16 protein-coding genes and 2 pseudogenes are annotated in these 19,446 nt (G+C 72.8%); 13 read left to right on the top strand and 5 right to left on the bottom strand.

Annotated elements, in window-relative coordinates; genetic code table 11:
• The first annotated feature begins 98 nt into the window (after nt 1-98).
• The 4 genes from tsaB to WN71_RS12860 are packed head-to-tail and all read left to right on the top strand — an operon-like array spanning nt 99 to nt 2,677.
• Nucleotides 99-755 carry a tRNA (adenosine(37)-N6)-threonylcarbamoyltransferase complex dimerization subunit type 1 TsaB gene (tsaB, locus tag WN71_RS12875; RefSeq protein WP_046587083.1) on the top strand — a complete coding sequence of 219 codons (657 nt, stop codon included), beginning with the start codon at nt 99-101 and terminating at the stop codon, nt 753-755.
• The gene (gene rimI, locus WN71_RS12870) at nt 752-1,261 is read left to right on the top strand and encodes a ribosomal protein S18-alanine N-acetyltransferase (protein ID WP_046587082.1); all 510 of its coding nucleotides are present in this window, start codon (nt 752-754) and stop codon (nt 1,259-1,261) included. The genes tsaB and rimI overlap by 4 nt, the downstream gene beginning before the upstream one ends.
• Complete coding sequence (tsaD, locus tag WN71_RS12865) at nt 1,254-2,423, top strand: tRNA (adenosine(37)-N6)-threonylcarbamoyltransferase complex transferase subunit TsaD (protein WP_046587079.1); 1,170 nt, start codon at nt 1,254-1,256, stop codon at nt 2,421-2,423. The genes rimI and tsaD overlap by 8 nt, the downstream gene beginning before the upstream one ends.
• Nucleotides 2,420-2,677: a hypothetical protein gene (locus WN71_RS12860; protein WP_046587077.1), complete on the top strand. Its 258-nt coding sequence runs from the start codon at nt 2,420-2,422 to the stop codon at nt 2,675-2,677. Before tsaD ends, WN71_RS12860 begins: the two co-directional genes overlap by 4 nt.
• A gap of 232 nt (nt 2,678-2,909) precedes the next feature.
• Here WN71_RS12860 and WN71_RS12855 read toward each other — a convergent pair whose 3' ends face one another.
• Genes WN71_RS12855 through WN71_RS12840 form a run of 4 tightly spaced genes read right to left on the bottom strand, consistent with a single transcriptional unit; the run spans nt 2,910 to nt 8,352 of the window.
• Complete coding sequence (locus tag WN71_RS12855) at nt 2,910-5,219, bottom strand: beta-xylosidase/alpha-l-arabinosidase (RefSeq protein WP_046587076.1); 2,310 nt, start codon at nt 5,217-5,219, stop codon at nt 2,910-2,912.
• Nucleotides 5,220-5,244: 25 nt separating this feature from the next.
• Entirely contained in the window at nt 5,245-6,144 is a 900-nt protein-coding gene (locus WN71_RS12850; RefSeq protein WP_046587075.1) for a carbohydrate ABC transporter permease, read from the bottom strand.
• A 4-nt stretch (nt 6,145-6,148) separates the two neighbouring features.
• A complete protein-coding gene (locus WN71_RS12845; RefSeq protein ID WP_046587073.1) occupies nt 6,149-7,045 on the bottom strand; it encodes a carbohydrate ABC transporter permease in 897 nt (298 codons plus the stop codon).
• On the bottom strand, nt 7,042-8,352 hold the full coding sequence (locus WN71_RS12840; protein ID WP_046587071.1) for an extracellular solute-binding protein: 1,311 nt from the start codon (nt 8,350-8,352) through the stop codon (nt 7,042-7,044). Before WN71_RS12840 ends, WN71_RS12845 begins: the two co-directional genes overlap by 4 nt.
• A gap of 122 nt (nt 8,353-8,474) precedes the next feature.
• On the opposite strand from WN71_RS12840, the gene WN71_RS12835 reads away from it, so the two are divergent.
• From WN71_RS12835 to WN71_RS12820, 4 genes are all read left to right on the top strand, one after another.
• A complete protein-coding gene (locus tag WN71_RS12835; protein WP_046587069.1) occupies nt 8,475-9,527 on the top strand; it encodes a LacI family DNA-binding transcriptional regulator in 1,053 nt (350 codons plus the stop codon).
• A 166-nt stretch (nt 9,528-9,693) separates the two neighbouring features.
• Entirely contained in the window at nt 9,694-10,770 is a 1,077-nt protein-coding gene (locus WN71_RS12830) for an LCP family protein (RefSeq protein ID WP_206300067.1), read from the top strand.
• A gap of 151 nt (nt 10,771-10,921) precedes the next feature.
• Nucleotides 10,922-11,278 (top strand): YciI family protein, encoded by a 357-nt coding sequence (locus WN71_RS12825; protein WP_046587067.1) that lies wholly within the window; start codon nt 10,922-10,924, stop codon nt 11,276-11,278.
• A 139-nt stretch (nt 11,279-11,417) separates the two neighbouring features.
• Nucleotides 11,418-12,674: an RNA polymerase sigma factor gene (locus WN71_RS12820; protein ID WP_046587112.1), complete on the top strand. Its 1,257-nt coding sequence runs from the start codon at nt 11,418-11,420 to the stop codon at nt 12,672-12,674.
• A 93-nt stretch (nt 12,675-12,767) separates the two neighbouring features.
• Here the strand turns inward: WN71_RS12820 and WN71_RS12815 are convergent, their stop codons facing one another.
• The gene (locus WN71_RS12815) at nt 12,768-13,943 is read right to left on the bottom strand and encodes a class I SAM-dependent methyltransferase (RefSeq protein ID WP_046587065.1); all 1,176 of its coding nucleotides are present in this window, start codon (nt 13,941-13,943) and stop codon (nt 12,768-12,770) included.
• A 135-nt stretch (nt 13,944-14,078) separates the two neighbouring features.
• Between WN71_RS12815 and WN71_RS12810 the strand changes: the two genes are divergently transcribed.
• The 5 genes and pseudogenes from WN71_RS12810 (at nt 14,079) to groL (ending at nt 19,409) form a co-directional block, all read left to right on the top strand.
• Nucleotides 14,079-15,140, top strand: coding sequence for a polysaccharide deacetylase family protein (locus tag WN71_RS12810; protein ID WP_079177830.1), 1,062 nt, complete (start codon nt 14,079-14,081; stop codon nt 15,138-15,140).
• 110 nt (nt 15,141-15,250) lie between these two features.
• Nucleotides 15,251-15,613 (top strand): annotated as a pseudogene (locus tag WN71_RS43340) (hypothetical protein); the annotation flags it as partial.
• A gap of 339 nt (nt 15,614-15,952) precedes the next feature.
• A pseudogene (locus WN71_RS43335) lies at nt 15,953-16,375 on the top strand (polysaccharide deacetylase family protein); the annotation flags it as partial.
• Nucleotides 16,376-17,349: 974 nt separating this feature from the next.
• The gene (gene groES, locus WN71_RS12800) at nt 17,350-17,658 is read left to right on the top strand and encodes a co-chaperone GroES (RefSeq protein ID WP_020132158.1); all 309 of its coding nucleotides are present in this window, start codon (nt 17,350-17,352) and stop codon (nt 17,656-17,658) included.
• 125 nt (nt 17,659-17,783) lie between these two features.
• Nucleotides 17,784-19,409, top strand: a complete 1,626-nt coding sequence (groL, locus tag WN71_RS12795; RefSeq protein ID WP_046587060.1) for a chaperonin GroEL — start codon at nt 17,784-17,786, stop codon at nt 19,407-19,409.
• Nucleotides 19,410-19,446 lie beyond the last annotated feature (37 nt).

Here is a 19,446-nt window from a genome sequence, read left to right as displayed (position 1 = left end):
GGAGGGTAGTCGTACGACTACTCGTGGTGACGGTAGCAGCCGGTGCCCGCCCTTCCCGGGCGGCCGTGCCGGGGCCGCCGGAGCCGTAGGCTGTTCGCGTGCTCTTGCTCGCTCTGGATACCGCCACCCCCGCCGTCACCGTCGCGCTGCACGACGGCACGGACGTCATCGCCTCCTCGTCCCAGGTGGACGCGCGCCGGCACGGCGAGCTGCTGCTGCCGGCCGTCGACCGCGTGCTCGCCGAGGCCGGACTGAGACTCGACGCCGTCACCGCGGTCGTCGTCGGCACCGGCCCCGGCCCCTACACCGGGCTGCGCGTCGGACTGATGACCGCCGACACCTTCGGGCTCGCGCTCGGCGTGCCGGTGCACGGACTGTGCACGCTGGACGGCCTCGCCTACGCCGCCGACATCGAGAAGGGCCCCTTCGTCGTGGCCACCGACGCCCGGCGCAAGGAGGTCTACTGGGCGACGTACGCCGACTCCCGCACCCGGCTGACCGACCCGGCGGTGGACCGGCCCGCCGACATCGCGGACCGGGTGCGCGGCCTGCCGGCCGTCGGCGCGGGCGCGCTGCTCTACCCGGACGCCTTCGCGAAGGCGCACGCGCCCGAGCACGTCTCCGCCGCCGCCCTCGCCGCCCTGGCCGCCGAGCGGCTCGCGGCGGGCGAGGAACTGCCCGCGCCCCGGCCGCTGTACCTGCGCCGCCCCGACGCCCAGGTGCCCAAGAACTACAAGGTGGTCACCCCGAAGTGACCTCACCCGCCCTCCCCCGGCTGCGCGAGCTGCGCTGGTGGGACATCGACGCCGTACTGGAACTGGAGAAGAGCCTCTTCCCGGACGACCCCTGGTCGCGGGGCATGTTCTGGTCCGAGCTGGCGCACGCCCGGGGCCCCGAGGCCACCCGCCGCTATGTCGCCGCGGAGGACGCGGACGGGCGCGTGGTCGGCTACGCGGGCCTCGCGGCCGGCGGCGAGCAGGCCGACGTGCAGACCATCGCCGTCGCCCGCGACCACTGGGGCACCGGCCTGGGCGCCGTGCTGCTCACCGAACTGCTGCGCGCGGCCACGGCCTTCGACTGCGCCGAGGTCATGCTGGAGTGCCGGATCGACAACGTCCGCGCGCAGAAGCTGTACGAGCGCTTCGGCTTCGAGCCCATCGGGTTCCGGCGCGGCTACTACCAGCCGGGGAACGTGGACGCCCTGGTGATGAGCCTGACCGACCCCTCGCAATCAGCACAAGGAACCGAGATCAATGGCTGACGAACCACTCGTCCTCGGCATCGAGACCTCCTGCGACGAGACCGGCGTCGGCATCGTCCGCGGCCACACCCTCCTCGCGGACGCCGTCGCCTCCAGCGTCGACGAGCACGCCCGCTTCGGCGGGGTGGTGCCGGAGGTGGCGTCCCGCGCGCATCTGGAGGCGATGGTCCCGACCATCGAGCGCGCGCTGAAGGACGCGGGTGTCAGCGCCCGCGACCTCGACGGCATCTCCGTGACCGCGGGCCCCGGCCTCGCCGGGGCGCTGCTGGTCGGCGTGTCCGCGGCGAAGGCGTACGCCTACGCGCTGGGCAAGCCGCTCTACGGCGTCAACCACCTGGCCTCGCACATCTGCGTGGACCAGCTGGAGCACGGGGCGCTGCCCGAGCCGACCATGGCGCTGCTGGTCAGCGGCGGACACAGCTCCCTGCTGCTGTCCACCGACATCACCTCCGACGTCCGCTCCCTCGGCTCGACCATCGACGACGCGGCCGGTGAGGCGTTCGACAAGATCGCGCGGGTGCTGAACCTCGGCTTCCCCGGCGGTCCGGTCATCGACCGCTACGCCCGCGAGGGCGACCCGACGGCGATCGCCTTCCCGCGCGGCCTGACCGGCCCGCGCGACCCGGCCTACGACTTCTCCTTCTCCGGACTGAAGACGGCCGTCGCCCGGTGGATCGAGGCGAAGCGGGCCGCGGGCGAGGAGGTCCCGGTGCGGGATGTCTCCGCGTCCTTCCAGGAGGCCGTCGTCGACGTGCTGACCCGCAAGGCCGTACGGGCCTGCAAGGACCAGGGCGTCGACCACCTGATGATCGGCGGCGGCGTCGCGGCCAACTCGCGGCTGCGCGCGCTCGCGCAGGAGCGCTGCGAGAAGGCGGGCATCCGGCTGCGGGTGCCGCGTCCGAAGCTGTGCACGGACAACGGCGCGATGGTCGCTGCGCTGGGCGCGGAGATGGTGGCCCGGGGGCGGGCCGCGTCCGACTGGGACCTGTCGGCGGACTCGTCCCTGCCGGTGACCGACCCGCACGTGCCGGGCCGCGGCCCGCAGCCCGACCACGACCATGGCGGCGGGCACGGCCACGGCCACGACCATGGCGGCGGCCTCGGCAGCGAGCTCGACCACGGGCATGTGCACCAGAGCGGTGACGGGAACCTCTACCCGTGACCGTCGCGCTGATGTGGGAGGCGCGGGCGGTTCCCGGCCGGGGGGACGACCTGCTCGCCTGGGCCCGCGCGCAGCGCCTGCCCGCCGAGCCGCTGCGCCGGGAGATCCTGCGCGCGCCGCAGGACCGCGTCCTGGTCATCACCTGGTGGGACGCGGCCTACGACGCCGCCGTGCCCGAACTCCCGGAGCCTGCCGCCGACCTGGTCACCCGGCCGGTGCACCGCTGGCGATTCGAGTCGGTAGCGGCCGACTGAGGAACTCCCACCTGCGGTCCGGTGGGGCTTGCTCGCGCAGTTCCCCGCGCCCCTGAGGGTGTTCCGGTCTGTTGTTGTCCGCGGGCCGGTGGGGGCTGATCGCGCAGTTCCCCGCGCCCCTTCCAGGGGCTTCGTCGGCGTGCCCCGTAAGGGGCGCGGGGAACTGCGCGAAGGGGCCCCACCGGCCCGCGGGTGTCCACGGACCCCACGGACCCAGCCCACCCCCCGGGGGTCAGCCGGCGGCCGTCACCTCCGTCTCGCAGACGAGCCGCCGGTCGCCGCCGACCACCCGCACCGGACCCGTCAGGGTCAGATCGGCCGTGTTCCGGACGTCCGCAGCGGAGGCGCCCAGGCGGAGCTGGAGCGCGCCCGGCTCCACCACCCGCTCCCCGGAGCGCCCCGTGAACGCCGACAGATCCGCGTGGAAACGGAAGGTCACCCGCCGCGCCTCGCCCGGCGCCAGCCCCACCCGCCGGTAGCCCACCAGACGCACATCGGGCCGGGTCACCGAGGCGACCGGATCGTGCAGATACAGCTGGACGACCTCCGCCCCGGCCCGGTCGCCCGTGTTGCGGACCGTGACGGACAGGTCGTAGGAGCCGTCCGTGCCGATCTCCGGCGTGCCCCCCTCGACGTCCTCCCACGCGAACTCCGTGTAGGAGCGCCCGTGTCCGAACGGGTACAGCGGGGTCGGGTCCAGGTTGCTGACCTCGCCCGCGAGGCCGAGCGGCGGCTGGAGGTAGGTCCAGGGCTGCCCGCCCGGGTGCCGCGGCACGCTCACCGGCAGCCGGCCCGAGGGGTTGACCCGCCCGGAGAGCACGCCCGCGACCGCCGGTCCGCCCTCCTCGCCGGGGAAGAACGCCTGCACCACGGCGCCGAGCCGGCCGTCCCAGCGGCCGAGGGCGTAGGGCCGGCCGGTCAGCAGCACGAGTACCACCGGCACCCCGGTCGCCACCAGCGCGTCCAGCAACTCGCCCTGCACACCCGGCAGTCCGAGGTCCGCCGCGTCGCAGCCCTCGCCCGAGGTGCCGCGCCCGAACAGCCCCGCCCGGTCGCCGAGCACCGCCACGCACACGTCCGCCTCGGCGGCCCGTGCCACGGCCTCCTCGAAGCCGGCGGTGTCCGGCTCGGAGACCGCGCAACCCTCCGCGAACGTCACCTTGGCGTCCGGGAGTTCGGTGCGCAGCGCGTCGAGCACGGTCGGGATGTCGATGCCGAGCGGCACCTCGGGGTGGTGGCTGAGGACGTGCGGCGCGAAGGCGTAGCAGCCGAGCATCGCCAGCGCGTCGGCGGCACGCGGGCCCACGACGGCGATCCGGGTGTCCGGGGCGAGCGGCAGCAGCCCGTCGGGGTTGTCGAGCAGCACCACCGACTCCTCGGCCAACTCCCGTGCCACGGCACGGTTCTCGGCCGAGTCGAGGTCGATCGGGCCTTCGGGCTCCGGGGACCAGTCCGCGTCCAGCAGGCCCAGTTCGCACTTCTGGGTGAGCACCCTGAGGGCCGCCCGGTCCACCAGCTCCTCCGGTACGGCGCCCGCGCGCACCGCCGCCACCAGCTCGTCGCCGTAGCAGCGGACGGTGGGCAGTTCGACGTCGATGCCCGCGGCGAGCGCCAGACCGGCCGCCTCGGCGGGGGTGCCCGCGACCCGGTGCAGGGTCTGGAGGAATCCGACACCGAAGTAGTCGGCGACCACGGTGCCGGTGAACCCCCATTCCTCGCGCAGGAGGTGCGTCAGCAGCAGTGGGTCCGCGGAGGCGGGCACGCCGTCGGTCTCGTTGTACGCGGCCATCACCGAGCGCGCCCCGCCGTCGCGCAGCGCCATCTCGAACGGCGGCAGCGTGACGTCGGCGAACTCCCGGACGCCCGCACGCACCGGGGCGAGATTGCGGGCGCCCGCGGAGGAGGCGTACCCGGCGAAGTGCTTGAGCGTGGCGACGACCCCGGTGGACTCCAGGCCCCGGACGTACGCCGTGCCGATGGTGCCGACCAGGTACGGGTCCTCGCCGATGGTCTCCTCGACGCGGCCCCAGCGCAGATCGCGGACCACGTCCAGGACCGGCGCGAGACCCTGGTGGACGCCCACCGCGCGCAGGTCGCCGCCGATCCGGCGGGCGGCGTGCTCCACCAGGTCCGGGTCGAAGGTGGCGCCCCAGGCGAGCGGCACCGGGTAGGCGGTGGCGCCCCAGGCGGTGAAGCCGGCGAGGCACTCCTCGTGGGCGACGGCGGGGATGCCGAACCGGCCCGAGGCGGCGATCCGGCGCTGGGCGCGGGCCAACGCCTGCGCGCCGAGCCGTGGTTCGACCGGGGCGGTGCCGAAGCTGCGGGTCAGCTGGCCGAGCCCGTGGGTGATCAGCTCGTCGAAGTCGACCAGCTCGGTGGTCATGTCGTGCTGGTGCGGGGCGACCCCGCCGCCGTCCGTGGTCGCGCCCACCCACACGCCGTAGAGCTGTGCGGTCTTCTCCTGAAGGGTCATCCGGCCGAGGAGGTCGCGGGCGCGGGTCGCGGCGGGCAGGGCGGGGTCGCGCCAGGGGGCGGTGGTCATGAAGCTCCTGTACGAGTAGTGGTGATCACTTGCCCCCCACACCCATCAGTCCGCCCACCAGCGAGCGCCGGGCCACCAGGTAGACGGCGAAGATCGGGATGCCGGAGAGGACGACCGAGGCGAGCAGGGCGGGGATGTTCACGCCGAACTGGCTGACGTAGTTGAACAGTCCGAGGGTGAGGACCCGGGGGCCGTCGGACTGGGTGAAGATCAGCGGGAAGAGGAAGCCGTTCCACGCCTGGAGCGCGCTGTAGACCACGACCGTGCTGATGCCGCCCTTGGTCATCGGGATGACCAGCTGGAACAGCATCCGGGTGGGGGAGGCGCCGTCCAGCGCCATCGCCTCGTACAGCTCCTCGGAGATGTCGCGCAGGGTGCCGGTGAGGATCAGCACCGACACCGGCATCGCGAACGCGGCCGTCGGCAGGATCACCGCGAGCAGGCTGTCGTAGAGGTTCAGCTTCGCGATCATCAGATACAGCGGTACGACGACGGCCTGCGCCGGGATCGCGATGCCGAGCAGGAACAGCCGGAAGGCCGCGCCCGACCAAAAGGTCCGGGTGCGTACGGCGACGTAGGCGAGCGGGACGCACAGCACGAGGACGAGCGCCACGACCGCCGCCGCCACCAGCACGGTGTTCCAGAGGAAGTGCCCGAACCCGTTGTGCAGGACGGTGTTGTAGTTGTCGAGGGTCGGATGCGTGGGCGGCTTCAGGGCGTTGTGGCCGAGCGCCTGGTCCTGGCTGGTGAGCGAGGCCGAGATCATCGCGTAGATCGGAATGATCACGATCGCCAGCCAGATCAGCGAGCCGAGGCCGGCCAGCGGGTTGGCGCGCCGGGTCCAGTGCCGTCGCCTGCGGGCGGGCGCGGCCGGCCGGTCCGGCTCGGCGGCCTTCACCGGGCGGGGCAGCGTGTCGTGTGACATCGCGTCACATCCCTTCCCTGGTGCTGCGCATGGAGCCGAAACCGGTCAGCCTGACCAGTAGCAGCGACAGCGCGGTGGCGGCGACGACGAGGAAGGTCGCGATGGCGCTCGCGTAGCCGAAGTCGTAGCTCTTGAAGCCCGCCTCGTACATCAGGTACGGCAGGATCGCGGTGTCGGTGCCGGGGCCGCCCTGGGTGAGGATCAGCACGGTCTCGAAGTACGTCAGCGAGCCGACGATCATCAGCACGCTGGAGGTGGTCGCCGTGTTGCGCAGCTGGGGCAGCGTGATGGAGAAGAACTGGCGGTAGCGGCCCGCGCCGTCGATCGCGGCCGCCTGGTAGAGGACTTCCGGGATCTGCCGCGCCCCGCCCTGGTAGATCAGGGTGTGGAAGGGGATGAACTGCCAGCCGCCGACGAAGACGATCGCGAGGAACGCGCCCTTCGTGGAGCCGAGGGTGTCCTGCCGGATGATGCCGAAGTTCGGGTCCAGCAGGGCGTAGAAGAGCAGCGCGATCGCCGTGGACGACAGCAGGAACGGCACGAAGAAGATCGCCGAGAGGATCGCCCGGTTGCGCTGGCGGCCTGCCGCCCAGACGCCGAGCAGCAGCGAGACCACCGTCTGGAACGCCCAACTGACCACCGTGAGAAGGACGGTGATCGTGAGGGACTGGATCAGCCGGTCGTCGGAGAGCAGCCTGCGCCAGTTGTCGAGGCCGACCGGCTGAGGGTCGCCCAGGCCGTTCCACTTGGTGAAGGAGAGGTAGACGGCCAGCGCCATCGGCGCGACGGCGAAGAACGTGAAGAACAGGACGCCGGGGAGCACCCAGGCGGCGTGCGGGCGACCGGCCCGCGCGCCGCCCTGCCGGGCGCTCCCCTTGCCCGTGACCGGGGTCGAACTCACTTCAGCCCCTTGACCGCGGACACGAACTGCTCGGGCGTGGACTGGCCGACGAACAGCTTGTTGATCTCCGTCAGCATCGGGGTGGAGACGTCCGGGTCGACCGCCTGGTCCCAGCTGAGCGTGAACGACGGGGCCTGCTGCACCATCTGGTACTGGAACTTGGCGAACTCGGGGTTGGGGGACTTGTCCAGCAGCGCCTCCGCGTTGGACGTGGTCGGGATGTCGCCGTTGGCGACCAGTTCGCTCGCGTACGTCTTCGAGGCGCTGTCGCGCAGGAAGGCGATCGCGGCGTCCTTGTTGCCCGTGTGCGCGTTCACGGACCAGTAGTTGGTGGGGTTGCCGACGACGTTGCGGATGTCGCCCGCGCCGCCCTCGACGGTCGGGAAGGCGCACCAGCCCAGGTCCTTCTTGGCGAAGTCCGGGAACTTGCCGAGCTGCGTGGAGTACTCCCACGAGCCCATCAGGTGCATCGCCGCCTTGCCCTTGGCGAAGACCGCGGGGGCGCCGCCGTTGGTGTACGCCACCGAGCTGAAGCCCTTGCCGAACGCGCCGTCGTCGATGAGCTGCTTGACGGTCTGGGCGGCCTTGAGAACCGCCGGGTCGCCCCAGCCGGAGGTGTCGCCGTTCTTGATCTTGTCGAAGACGGCGGGGCCGCCGATCCGGTCGGTCAGGTACTCCAGCCACATCAGCTCGGGCCAGATGTCCTTGCCGCCGAGCGCGAACGGCGTGATCTTCGCCTTCTTCAACTTGGCGTTGATGTCGAGCAGTTGGTCCCAGGTGGTGGGCGCGGTGAGCTTGTGCTCGGCGAAGAGGGTCTTGTTGTAGAAGAGGATCACCGGCTGCATGCCGCGCATCGGGACGCCGTAGTTGTGGCCGCTGAGGCCGCCGGCGCTGATGACGCTCGGCAGGAAGCCGTCCTTGAGCGCCGAGTCGGAGGTCAGGATGTCGGTCAGGTCGAGGAGCTGGCCGGCGTCCTTGTACGCCTTGATCGAGCCGCCGCCCCAGTTGAAGAAGATGTCGGGCGCGTTCGGTGAGCCCATGGCGGTGCGCAGCTTCGCCGGGTAGTCCGCGCCCGGCACCTTCTCGAGCTTGATCTTGCCGCCGGCCTTCTTCGCCGCGGCCGACGCGTTGAACCGGTTGACAGACTTGACCTGTACCTTCACCGCGTCGTCGCCGTATACGAACGCGGTGAGCGTGCCGCTGCTCCCGGACCCGCCGCTCGACCCGCAGGCGGTGAGGCCGACGGCCGAGGCGAGAGTGGTGGCGCCGGCGGCGCCGAGGAACCAGCGCCTGCTGTAGGTCTCCATGGACGGTACCTCTTCTGTTTCAGGCGATCACCGAATGTTTCGGCGATAAACTCGAATGTTCCGGGAAGCTATGTCCAGATGGGGGCTTCGTCAAGAGGTCGCGCAGAGATACGATCGCCGCCATGACATCCCCGGAATCCGCTGAAACCCCGACGGCCGGACGGTCCAGCCAGACCGCGACGCTCGCCGAGATCGCCCGCGAGGCAGGAGTGTCGGCTCCGACTGTTTCGAAGGTGCTCAACGGCCGCGCCGATGTCGCTCCCAAGACCCGCACCCGGGTGGAGGAGTTGCTGCGCACGCACGGCTACCGCCGCCGCCGCGCCGAGGCGTCCCGCTCGCCGCTGATCGACCTGGTCTTCCACGAGCTGGAGAGCGCCTGGGCGATGGAGGTCATCCGGGGCGTCGAGAACGTGGCCCGGGACGCGGGCCTGAGTGTCGTGCTCTCGGAGAGCGCCGGCCGGCTCACCCCGGGCCGGACCTGGGCCGACCAGGTGGCCGCCCGTCGTCCGCACGGTGTGATCCTGGTCCTCTCGGGCCTCGACGAGTCCCAGCGCGCCCTGCTGACCAGCCGCTCCATCCCGTTCGTGGTGATGGACCCGGCCGGCGACCCGGGTGCCGACGTGCCCTCGATCGGCGCGACCAACTGGCAGGGCGGCCTCGCCGCCACCCGGCACCTGGTCGAACTGGGCCACCGGCGCATCGGCGCGATCAGCGGGCCCTCGCGGATGATGTGCAGCCGGGCGCGGCTCGACGGCTACCGGGCCGCGCTGGAGACCGCGGGGCTGCCGGTCGACCCCGCGCTGATCATGGGTGGCGACTTCCACCACGAGGCCGGCTACCGCATCGGCCTCGAACTCCTCGGTCGCCAGGACCGCCCCACGGCCGTCTTCGCGGGCAACGACCTCCAGGCGCTCGGGCTGTACGAGGCCGCCCGCGAGCTGGGGCTGCGCATCCCCGACGACCTCAGCGTGGTCGGCTTCGACGACCTGCCGATCGCCCGCTGGGTGGGGCCGCCGCTGACGACCGTACGGCAGCCGCTCACCGAGATGGCCGAGGCGGCGGCGCGGCTCGTGCTGGACCTGGGGCGCGAGCAGGAGACGCCGGTGGCGAAGCGGGTGGAGCTGGCGACGAGCCTGGTGGTGCGGAGCAGTACGGCGGCGCCGGCGGGGCGGTAGGGGTCCGCGGCGGGGCGGGTGACGTCTTCGAAACTTTCGAGATTCCGGACGCGCCCGGGGCCGGCGAGGTCACTGTGGGTATGAGAACAGTGAGATTTTCTGAAGAAAACACATTCTCACGCCAGCTCTAACAGTCCCCTAATAATCCGCACTTACGTTCCTCCCCGTGACGGGACACGACGGGAACGGCGAGGGCGGCGAGGGCGGCACGGGCGGCAGAAGGCCGGGCAGGCGGTCGGCGGTGCTGAAGGCCGTCGGAATCAGCCTGGCGGGCGCACTGGTGCTGGGCACGGCCGCGGTGGGCTACGCCTACTGGCACCTCGACAACAACATCAAGAGCGTCGACATCAACGGCGCGCTCGGCGACGACCGTCCGGCGAAGGCGGTGACGACGCCGACCACGACCGCGTCGGCGTCCGCCTCGGCCGAACCGCTGCCGAGCGGTTCGGTGAACATCCTGGTCCTCGGCTCCGATTCGCGCAGTGGGGCGAACCAGAAGCTCGGCGGCGGCAACAGCTCCGGCGCCCGCTCGGACACGGCGATGGTGGTCCACATCGACGAGGGCCGCAAGAGCGCGACGGTGGTCAGCATCCCGCGCGACACCCTGGTCACGCGGCCCTCCTGCCCGCTGTCGTCGGGCGGTTCGACGGCGGTGGCGTACCACGCGATGTTCAACAGCGCCTACTCCGTGGGCGGTCCGGTGTGCGCGGTGAAGACGGTCGAGTCGCTCACCGGGGTCCGGATGGACCACTACCTGGAGATCGACTTCTCCGGCTTCCGGAAGCTGGTGGACGCCCTCGGCGGGGTCACGGTGACCACGAAGGAGGACATCGACGACGACAAGAGCCATCTCAAACTCAAGGCCGGCACCCACCATCTGACGGGCAAGCAGGCGCTGGCCATGGCCCGCACCCGGCACGGCATAGGCGACGGCAGCGACCTGGGCCGCATAGGACTCCAGCAGACCCTGGTCAAGGCGATGCTCACGCAGATCTCCACCAAGGACCTGCTGACCGACCCGGCCAAGCTGTTCGAGGTCGCCGACGCGGTCACCGGCAGCCTGACGACCGACACCGGCCTGGACTCCCTGAGCGAGCTGATGACCTTCGCGAAGAGCATGAAGGGGCTGGACGCGGACGACGTGAAGACGGTGATGATGCCGGTCGTCACCGCCCCGAGCGACCCCAACCGGGTGGTCGCGAAGGAACCGGCGGCGACCGACCTGTGGGAATCACTGCGGTGACACCGCGCTGACCTGCGCAGACGTGACTCCGGGGCGGCCGGGCAAAAAAATCTTCGGAAGAAATCGGCGTGTCTGTCGATACCGGCGGCCCCCGATCGACGCATGGATGAGAGGCGGGAAGCAAGGTCCCGCCCCGACCGAAGGAGTCACCATGCCGCGCTACCTGTCGCTGGTCCGTATCGACGAGTCCTCCGCGCCCGCAGAGGGCCCGAGCCCCGAGCTGATGGAGCGGATGGGCCACCTGATCGAGGAGATCACCAAGGCGGGGGTGATGCTCGACACCGCGGGGCTCACACCGACCGCCCAGGGCACCCGGGTGACCTGGGAGGGCGGCAGCCTCTCCGTCACCGACGGCCCCTTCACCGAGTCGAAGGAGGTCATCGGCGGCTACGCGATCATGCAGTGCAAGGACAAGGCCGAGGCGCTGGAGTGGACCAAGCGCTTCCTCCAGGTCCACGAGGACTTCTGGACGGTGACCTGCGAGGTGCGGGAGATCGCCGAGGGCTGAGCGTCCTTGGCGCGGCGCCGCGCGGGGTGTTCGATGGGGAGTTGTGGAATCCGATCCCGATCCCCGGAGCGACACCCCGCGGGGCCGCGCCCCGGACGACGCGGCGGGCGGGGCCGCCGCCGCCCCCGCCGCGCACGCCATCGAGACCGTCTTCCGGCTGGAGTCGCCGCGGGTCATCGCGGCCGTCGCGCACGTGGTGCGGGACGTCGGCATCGCGGAGGAGCTGGCGCAGGACGCGCTGGTCGCCGCCCTGGAGCAGTGGCCGCGCGACGGCGTGCCCGACAACCCGGGCGCCTGGCTGACCACCACCGCGCGGCGCCGCGCCGTCGACCTGGTCCGACGCCGGGAGAACTACGCCCGCAAGCTCCAGGAGATCGGCCGCGACCTGGAGACCGCCGCGCCGCCGGAGGAGCCGGCCGACCCGGACGACATCGACGACGACCTGCTGCGCCTGGTCTTCACCGCCTGCCACCCGGTGCTGCCCGCCGAGGGCCGTACCGCGCTCACCCTGCGCCTGCTCGGCGGCCTCACCACCGCCGAGATCGCCCGCGCCTTCCTCACCCCCGAGCCCACGGTCGCCCAGCGCATCGTCCGGGCCAAACGCACCCTCGCGACGAGGAACGTCGCCTTCGAGGTGCCGTACGGCCCCGACCGCGAGGCCCGGCTCGGCTCCGTCCTGGACGTCATCTACCTGATCTTCAACGAGGGTTACGCCGCCACCGCGGGCGACGACCTGCTGCGCCCCGCCCTCTGCGAGGACGCCCTGCGGCTGGCCCGCCTGCTGGCCGGGCTGATGCCGAAGGAGCCCGAGGTGCACGCCCTGGCCGCGCTGCTGGAGTTCCAGGCGTCCCGCACGGCGGCCCGCACCGGGCCCGACGGCGCGCCGGTCCTGCTGGAGGACCAGGACCGCCGCCGCTGGAACCGGATGCTGATCGCCCGCGGGGTCGCCGCGCTCGGCCGCGCCGAGGCGACGGGGGATGGCGCCCCGGGGCCGTACGCCCTCCAGGCCGCGATCGCCGCCTGCCACGCGCACGCGTACCGCTACGAGGACACCGACTGGACGACGATCGCCACCCTCTACGGCCTGTTCGCGGCCCGCTCGCCCTCCCCGGTGGTGGAGCTGAACCGCGCGGTGGCGGTGTCCATGTCCGAGGGGCCCGAGGCCGCCCTCGCGATCGTCGACGCGGTGGCCGACGACCCCGCCCTGCGCGGCTACCACCTCCTCCCGAGCATCCGCGCGGACCTGCTCGCCCGGCTGGGCCGCACGGAACAGGCCCGTACGGAACTCACCCGCGCGATCGGCCTCACCCGCAACGCCCGGGAGCGCGAACTTCTGACGACCCGGCTGCGCGACCTGGACCGGCCCGGGGGACGGCCCGGCGACCGGGCGCCGTGACGGCAACTCGGCCACCACGCCGGTGAGGTCGTCAGCTGCCGCCGCCGAGGTCGTCAGCTGCCGCCGCTGGGGAGCACGGTCACGCGGTGGCGGTCAGCCCTTCGCCGGCGTGCCGATCAGCATCGTCGGGGCGCCCGCGACGCGAGTGAGGAACACCGTTGCCGCGTTGGGGCCTTGGGGCTTCACCTTGCGGCGGATCTCCTCCGGTTCCACGGCCGAGCCACGCTTCTTCACGGTCAGGTTGCCGACCTGGCGTTCGCGCAGCAGCGCCTTCAACTTCTTCAGGTTGAAAGGGAGTCGGTCGGTGATCTCGTACGCGGTGGCGTACGGGGTCGGGCGCAGGTCGTCCGCGGTGATGTACGCGATCGTCGCGTCGAGCAGCCCGCCGTCGAGCGACTCGGCGACCTCGGCGACCAGGTGGGCGCGGATGACGGCGCCGTCGGGTTCGTACAACCAGCGTCCCACGGGCCGTACTTCGGGGTCCGGCAGGGCGCGGGAGAGCAGGGAGCGCGGGCCCGGGAGCAGGGTCGCGCGGATCGCGCCCGGGTCGGTGCCGAACCACAGCACCGCCTCCTTCACGTCTCCGCCGTCCGAGATCCACTCGGCCTCGGCCTGCGCGGGGACCGCCTCGTGCGGGATGCCGGGGGCGATCTTCAGGGCGGCGCGCGGTGCCTTCAGCGCGGTCCCGACCGCCCAGGACAGCGGGGGCGAGTACGCCTCCGGGTCGAAGATGCGGCCGCGGCCGCCGCGCCGCGCCGGGTCCACGAACACCGCGTCCCAGCCGGCCGTGTCCACCTCGGTGACGTCCGCCTCGCGCACCTCGATCAGGTCGGCGAGGCCCAGCGCGTCGGCGTTGGCGCGGGCCACGGCCGCGGTCAGCGGGTCGCGGTCCACCGCGAGCACGCGGATCCCGGCCCGCGCGAGCGCGATCGCGTCGCCGCCGATGCCGCAGCACAGGTCGGCGACGGACGTCACGCCGAGCGCCTTGAACCGGCCCGCCCGGTACTCGGCGACCGCGGTCCGGGTGGCCTGCTCCACGCCGTTCGCGGTGAAGAACATCCGCTGCGCGTCCGCCGCCCCGAACTTGGCCTCCGCGCGTTGCCGCAGCCGGGCCTGGCCGAGCGCCGCCGACACCAGGTCCGCGGGGTGGGTGCGGCGCAGCCGCGTGGCGACGGAGAGTTCCGCGGCCGGTTCGGTGCCGCGCACCTCGTCGAGCAGGGCACGCCCCGCGGGGGTGAGCAGGGCGGCGAAGGCGGAGAGGTCGTTCACCGGCTCATTGTGGGCCAGTCGGTGGACCGTGCGCGTCCGGTGGCGGTGTCGGCCCCGGCCCACCGCCCCGACCTGCGAAGATCCGGCGTCATGCGAGTGGTCGTACAAAATGACAAAAATGGGGCACCCGCACGGATGGGTGCGCGGCCGGGTGCGCGGGTCGGCGAGCGGGCCGGGGTGCGGGTCGGCGCGCGGGCGGATGAGCGGGCCGGGGTGCGAGTCGGCGCGCGGCCGGGTCGGCGGCTCGGGGTGCGGCCGGGGCAGCGGGTCGGGCAGCGGCTCGGGGTGCGGGTCGGCGTGCGGGCCGGTCTCGGCGTTCTGGCGGTCGCCGCCCTCGCCTCCGGATGTGCGCAGCCCGCCTCCGGCAAGGCCGCCGCCCCGGCGGCCGGTCCGGTGGCCGGGGCGGCCGCGGGGGCGCACGCGCTGCGCGGTACCGCGGCCCGCGCGCTGGACTCCTACGCCACCCGGCTGCGCGCCGCGTACGCCGCCCGGGCGGCCGCCGCGAAGCGCTGGGGCCTGCGGCGGGTGCCGCTCACGCCCCCGGCGCCCCCGGCCCGCAAGCCGCACATCACGGTCCGCAAGGGCTTCGAGGTGGACGATCAGGAGGAGCTGAACCTGCCGCCGGTGTTCACGACGATCCCCACCGACGAGAAGATCGTCTTCCTCACCATCGACGACGGCGCCGAGAAGGACCCCGCCTTCCTGCGGATGATGCACGACCTGAAGATCCCGTACACCGCCTTCCTCAGCGACTTCCTGGTGAAGGACGACTACGGCTACTTCCGGCAGATCCAGTCCGACGGCCACACCCTCAACAACCACACGCTCACCCACCCCTACCTGCCCGCCCTCGGCTACGCGGAGCAGAAGCGCGAGATCTGCGGGATGCAGGACGTGATGGAGAAGCAGTTCGGCAGGCGCCCGACCGTCTTCCGCCCGCCCTTCGGCAACTACGACCAGGACAGCCTGCGCGCCGCCAAGTCCTGCGGCATCGAGTACGCGCCCATCTGGAACGAGGAGGTGTTCCCCGACCACTGGGAGTACCGCGACGGCGAGCTGCACCCCGGCGACATCGTGCTGAGCCACTTCCAGGGGCCGAAGGAGTGGAAGGGCACCATGCCGGACATGGTCCGCCGGTTCCTGGACAAGGTCACCGCGGAGGGGTACGCGGTCGCCCGGCTGGAGGACTACCTGTGAGGCGGCGGGGGGCCGACCGCCGGGTGGCGGTGCTCGGCCGGCGGGGGGCCGACCGTCGGGTGGCGGTGCTCGGCTGGCGGAGGGCCGACCGTCGGGTGGCGGACCGTCGGGTGGCGGTGCTGGGGGCGGTGACGGCCGCGCTCCTGGTCTCGCTCCTGGCCGGCTGCGCCCAGTCCGTCGACCCCATCGAACGGCTCGGCAAGAAGGCCGCGCTGCGCGTGCACCCGCCCGCGTACCGCCGCTGGGGCCTGGCCGCCCCGCTGGCGCCCGCCCCGAGGCCGTCGCGCGCGCCGTCCGCGCGGGCGGCGGGCCCCGGGCTGCCGCCCGCCGTGGACCACGTCCGCACCCGAGACCGGGTCGTCTTCCTCACCTACGACTTCGGCGCGGCCCACGACGCGGATGCCCACCGCGACCCGCGCTTCGCCGACCTGGTCCGCGAACTCCGGCTCCCGGTGAGCGTGTTCCTCACGGACACCGGCGCGGGCGACGGAACCGGCGCCCCTACGAGGGGACCGCGGGGCCTCGCCACGGGGCCGGGCGCCTCCGGCGGGGGGCGGCACGGCTCGGCCGCCGGGCCGGGTGCCTCCCGTGCGGGGTCGCGTGGCTCGGCCGCCGGGCCGGGTGCCTCCGGCGCGGGGCCGTGGGCCTCCACCTCGCGGCCGGGAGCCTCGACCGCAGGGCCGCAGGTTTCCACCACGGGGCCAGGGGCCGCAGCGACCGCCTCCGATCCACGGGCCGCCGCGGCGGCCCCCGGTCCGCAGGGCACCGCGACCGCCTCCGATCCACGGGGGGCCGCCGCGACCGGGCTCCGCGGGGAACTCGCGAAGCTGCGCTCCGCGGGCGCGGTGATGCAGAACCGTGGCGTCGGCCGACCGGCGCTGCGCGGCCTGCCGTACGCCGGCCAGCGTGCCCGGATCTGCGGCCAGCAGCGGCGGCTGCGCAGCCGGTTCGGCGTGCGCCCGAGGCTGTTGCGGCCGCCGTACGGCAGGTACGACACGACGACCCGCCGCGCGGCGGCCGACTGCGGTATCGCGGAGGTGGTCCTGTGGCGGGCGGCGATGACCGCGCACGGCCTCGCCTACCGCAGCGGCGAGGAACACCTCCGCCCCGGCGACATCGTCCTGGTGGGCCGCGACGATTCCAGGGGCCCGACGCTCGACGAGCGCACCGTCCGCCTGCTGAACGAGGCACAGGAGGCAGGGCTGACGGTGGCCCGCCTGGAGGACTACCTGTAGGCGACCCCGGCCCTGACCGCCACGGCCACCGCCGGTGCGGCACGGCCGGAGCACTGCCGCACGCCACGGCACGCAACACGGCCCCGAGCTCCGCGCCAAGCGCCCGGCGCCCGACGCCCGACGACCCTGCGGGGAACGCGGCCTCGCGCCAAGCGTGCGCCGGCGCGGCAGGGAACGCGGCTCCGCGCCCCGCGCCAAGCCGCTGACTGCCCCGCGCCCGGCAGTGCGGCAGGGCCTGCGGCCTCGCGCCATGCGCAAGCGCTCGGCGCCCGGCGGTCCCGCGCCCTGCGGCGCAGTGGCGAACGCAGCCCCCGTGCCAAGGGCCCGGCGGCAGGGCCCGGGCCCGGCCGGGATCGGCGCGGGGGCCGCCGGTGCGGCACGGCCGGAGCGCTGCCGCACGTCACGGCACGCAACACGGCCCGAGCCCCGCGCCCGGCAGCCTTCGGCCCCGGGCCAAGCCCGGCGGTCGGCGGCCCCGCGTCCGGCCGGCGGTGGGGAACGCGGCCCCGTGCCACGCATCCGGCGGCCCGCCGCCCAGGCTCAGGTCCCGGCCGGGATCTGCGCAGGGAGGCCACCTGCGCGGTGCGGTCGGAGCGCTGTCGTACGGCAGGGGGGAAACACGGTCCGCGCCGAGCGCCGCGCGCCGAGCGGCCTCGCGCCGACGGCGCGGCGGAGAACGCGGCTCCGCGCCCCGCGTCCGGCCCCCGCGCCCAGCGGCCCGCGGCCCGGTGGCCCACTGCCCCGCGCCCCCCCGGCCCGGTGGCCCGAAAGCACCCCCATCCGGCGACGCGCCGCAGGCAATTGGCACTCCGCTTGACCGAGTGCTAATCGCGGTCATAGTCTCGGCTCTGGCACTCCCCCCTGGAGAGTGCCAACAAAGCGACGGGCAGGTCCGGCACCCGCGACGACGGATCCACCTGGTCGCCACCTCAGACAGTTAACCCCGTGAGATCTCCGAAGGGGGAGGTCGGATCGTGACGACCACCAGCTCCAAGGTTGCCATCAAGCCGCTCGAGGACCGCATCGTGGTCCAGCCGCTCGACGCCGAGCAGACCACCGCCTCTGGCCTGGTCATCCCGGACACCGCGAAGGAGAAGCCCCAGGAGGGCGCCGTCCTCGCCGTGGGTCCGGGCCGCTTCGAGAACGGCGAGCGTCTTCCGCTCGACGTCAAGGTCGGCGATGTCGTGCTGTACAGCAAGTACGGCGGCACCGAGGTGAAGTACAACGGCGAGGAGTACCTCGTCCTCTCGGCTCGCGACGTTCTCGCGATCATCGAGAAGTAGTTCACCCGGAGCACATTCAGTTGCTCGGCGCTGCGCCCCTGGCCCCCGTGACCACATAAGAACCCGGGCGCCCAGGGGCGCGGCGTTTTTTTCCACCCACAGATTTCGAGAGGGCTCCCGCTGTCATGGCGAAGATCCTGAAGTTCGACGAGGACGCCCGTCGCGCCCTCGAGCGCGGCGTCAACAAGCTGGCCGACACGGTCAAGGTGACGATCGGCCCCAAGGGTCGCAACGTCGTCATCGACAAGAAGTTCGGCGCGCCCACCATCACCAACGACGGTGTGACCATCGCCCGCGAGGTCGAGATCGACGACCCGTACGAGAACCTCGGCGCCCAGCTGGTGAAGGAGGTGGCGACCAAGACCAACGACATCGCGGGTGACGGCACCACCACCGCCACCGTGCTCGCCCAGGCGCTGGTGCGCGAGGGTCTGCGCAACGTCGCCGCCGGTGCTTCCCCGGCCGCCCTGAAGAAGGGCATCGACGCCGCCGTCAAGGCCGTCTCCGACGAGCTGCTCGCCTCGGCCCGCCCGATCGACGAGAAGTCCGACATCGCCGCCGTGGCCGCGCTGTCCGCCCAGGACCAGCAGGTCGGCGAGCTCATCGCCGAGGCGATGGACAAGGTCGGCAAGGACGGTGTCATCACCGTCGAGGAGTCCAACACCTTCGGTCTGGAGCTGGACTTCACCGAGGGCATGGCCTTCGACAAGGGCTACCTGTCCCCGTACTTCGTCACGGACCAGGAGCGCATGGAGGCCGTCCTCGACGAGCCCTACATCCTGATCCACCAGGGCAAGGTCTCCTCCATCACGGACCTGCTGCCGCTGCTGGAGAAGGTCATCCAGACCAACTCCTCGAAGCCGCTGCTGATCATCGCCGACGACGTCGAGGGCGAGGCCCTGTCGACCCTGGTGGTCAACAAGATCCGCGGCACGTTCAACGCGGTGGCCGTCAAGGCCCCCGGCTTCGGCGACCGCCGCAAGGCGATGCTGCAGGACATGGCGATCCTCACCGGCGCCACGGTCATCTCCGAGGAGGTCGGCCTCAAGCTCGACCAGGTCGGCATCGACGTCCTCGGCTCGGCCCGCCGCGTGACGATCACCAAGGACGACACCACGATCGTGGACGGCGCCGGCGAGACCGCCGACGTGCACGGCCGCGTCGCCCAGATCAAGGCCGAGATCGAGAACACGGACTCCGACTGGGACCGCGAGAAGCTCCAGGAGCGCCTCGCGAAGCTGGCCGGCGGCGTGTGCGTGATCAAGGTCGGCGCCGCCACCGAGGTGGAGCTGAAGGAGAAGAAGCACCGTCTGGAGGACGCCATCTCCGCGACCCGCGCCGCGGTCGAGGAGGGCATCGTCTCCGGTGGTGGCTCCGCTCTGGTCCACGCCGTCAAGATCCTCGAGGGCAACCTCGACAAGTCCGGCGACGAGGCCACCGGCGTCTCCGTCGTGCGCCGCGCCGCGGTCGAGCCGCTGCGCTGGATCGCCGAGAACGCGGGCCTCGAGGGCTACGTCATCGTCTCCAAGGTCGCCGAGCTCGAGAAGGGCAACGGCTACAACGCCGCCACCGGCGAGTACGGCGACCTGGTCAAGGCCGGCGTCATCGACCCGGTGAAGGTCACCCGCTCCGCCCTGGAGAACGCGGCCTCCATCGCCTCCCTCCTCCTCACGACCGAGACCCTGGTCGTCGAGAAGAAGGAAGAGGAAGAGCCGGCCGCCGCGGGCCACGGCCACGGCCACTCGCACTGAGCTGACGCATAGCCGCCCGGTCCGAGACCGGTCCGGC

Source organism: Streptomyces mangrovisoli (assembly GCF_000974985.2).
Lineage (GTDB): Bacteria > Actinomycetota > Actinomycetes > Streptomycetales > Streptomycetaceae > Streptomyces > Streptomyces mangrovisoli.
The sequence above is the reverse complement of the archived record's forward strand: the minus strand, read 5'-3'. Positions and strand labels throughout refer to the sequence as shown.

Coding starts and splice junctions, on each gene's coding strand:
- WN71_RS12850 (WP_046587075.1), bottom strand. CDS start 6,144: ATGTCACACGACACGCTGCCCCGCCCGGTGAAGGCCGCCGAGCCGGAC.
- WN71_RS12825 (WP_046587067.1), top strand. CDS start 10,922: ATGCCGCGCTACCTGTCGCTGGTCCGTATCGACGAGTCCTCCGCGCCC.
- WN71_RS12835 (WP_046587069.1), top strand. CDS start 8,475: ATGACATCCCCGGAATCCGCTGAAACCCCGACGGCCGGACGGTCCAGC.
- WN71_RS12855 (WP_046587076.1), bottom strand. CDS start 5,219: ATGACCACCGCCCCCTGGCGCGACCCCGCCCTGCCCGCCGCGACCCGC.
- groL (WP_046587060.1), top strand. CDS start 17,784: ATGGCGAAGATCCTGAAGTTCGACGAGGACGCCCGTCGCGCCCTCGAG.
- tsaD (WP_046587079.1), top strand. CDS start 1,254: ATGGCTGACGAACCACTCGTCCTCGGCATCGAGACCTCCTGCGACGAG.
- WN71_RS12810 (WP_079177830.1), top strand. CDS start 14,079: ATGGGTGCGCGGCCGGGTGCGCGGGTCGGCGAGCGGGCCGGGGTGCGG.
- WN71_RS12840 (WP_046587071.1), bottom strand. CDS start 8,352: ATGGAGACCTACAGCAGGCGCTGGTTCCTCGGCGCCGCCGGCGCCACC.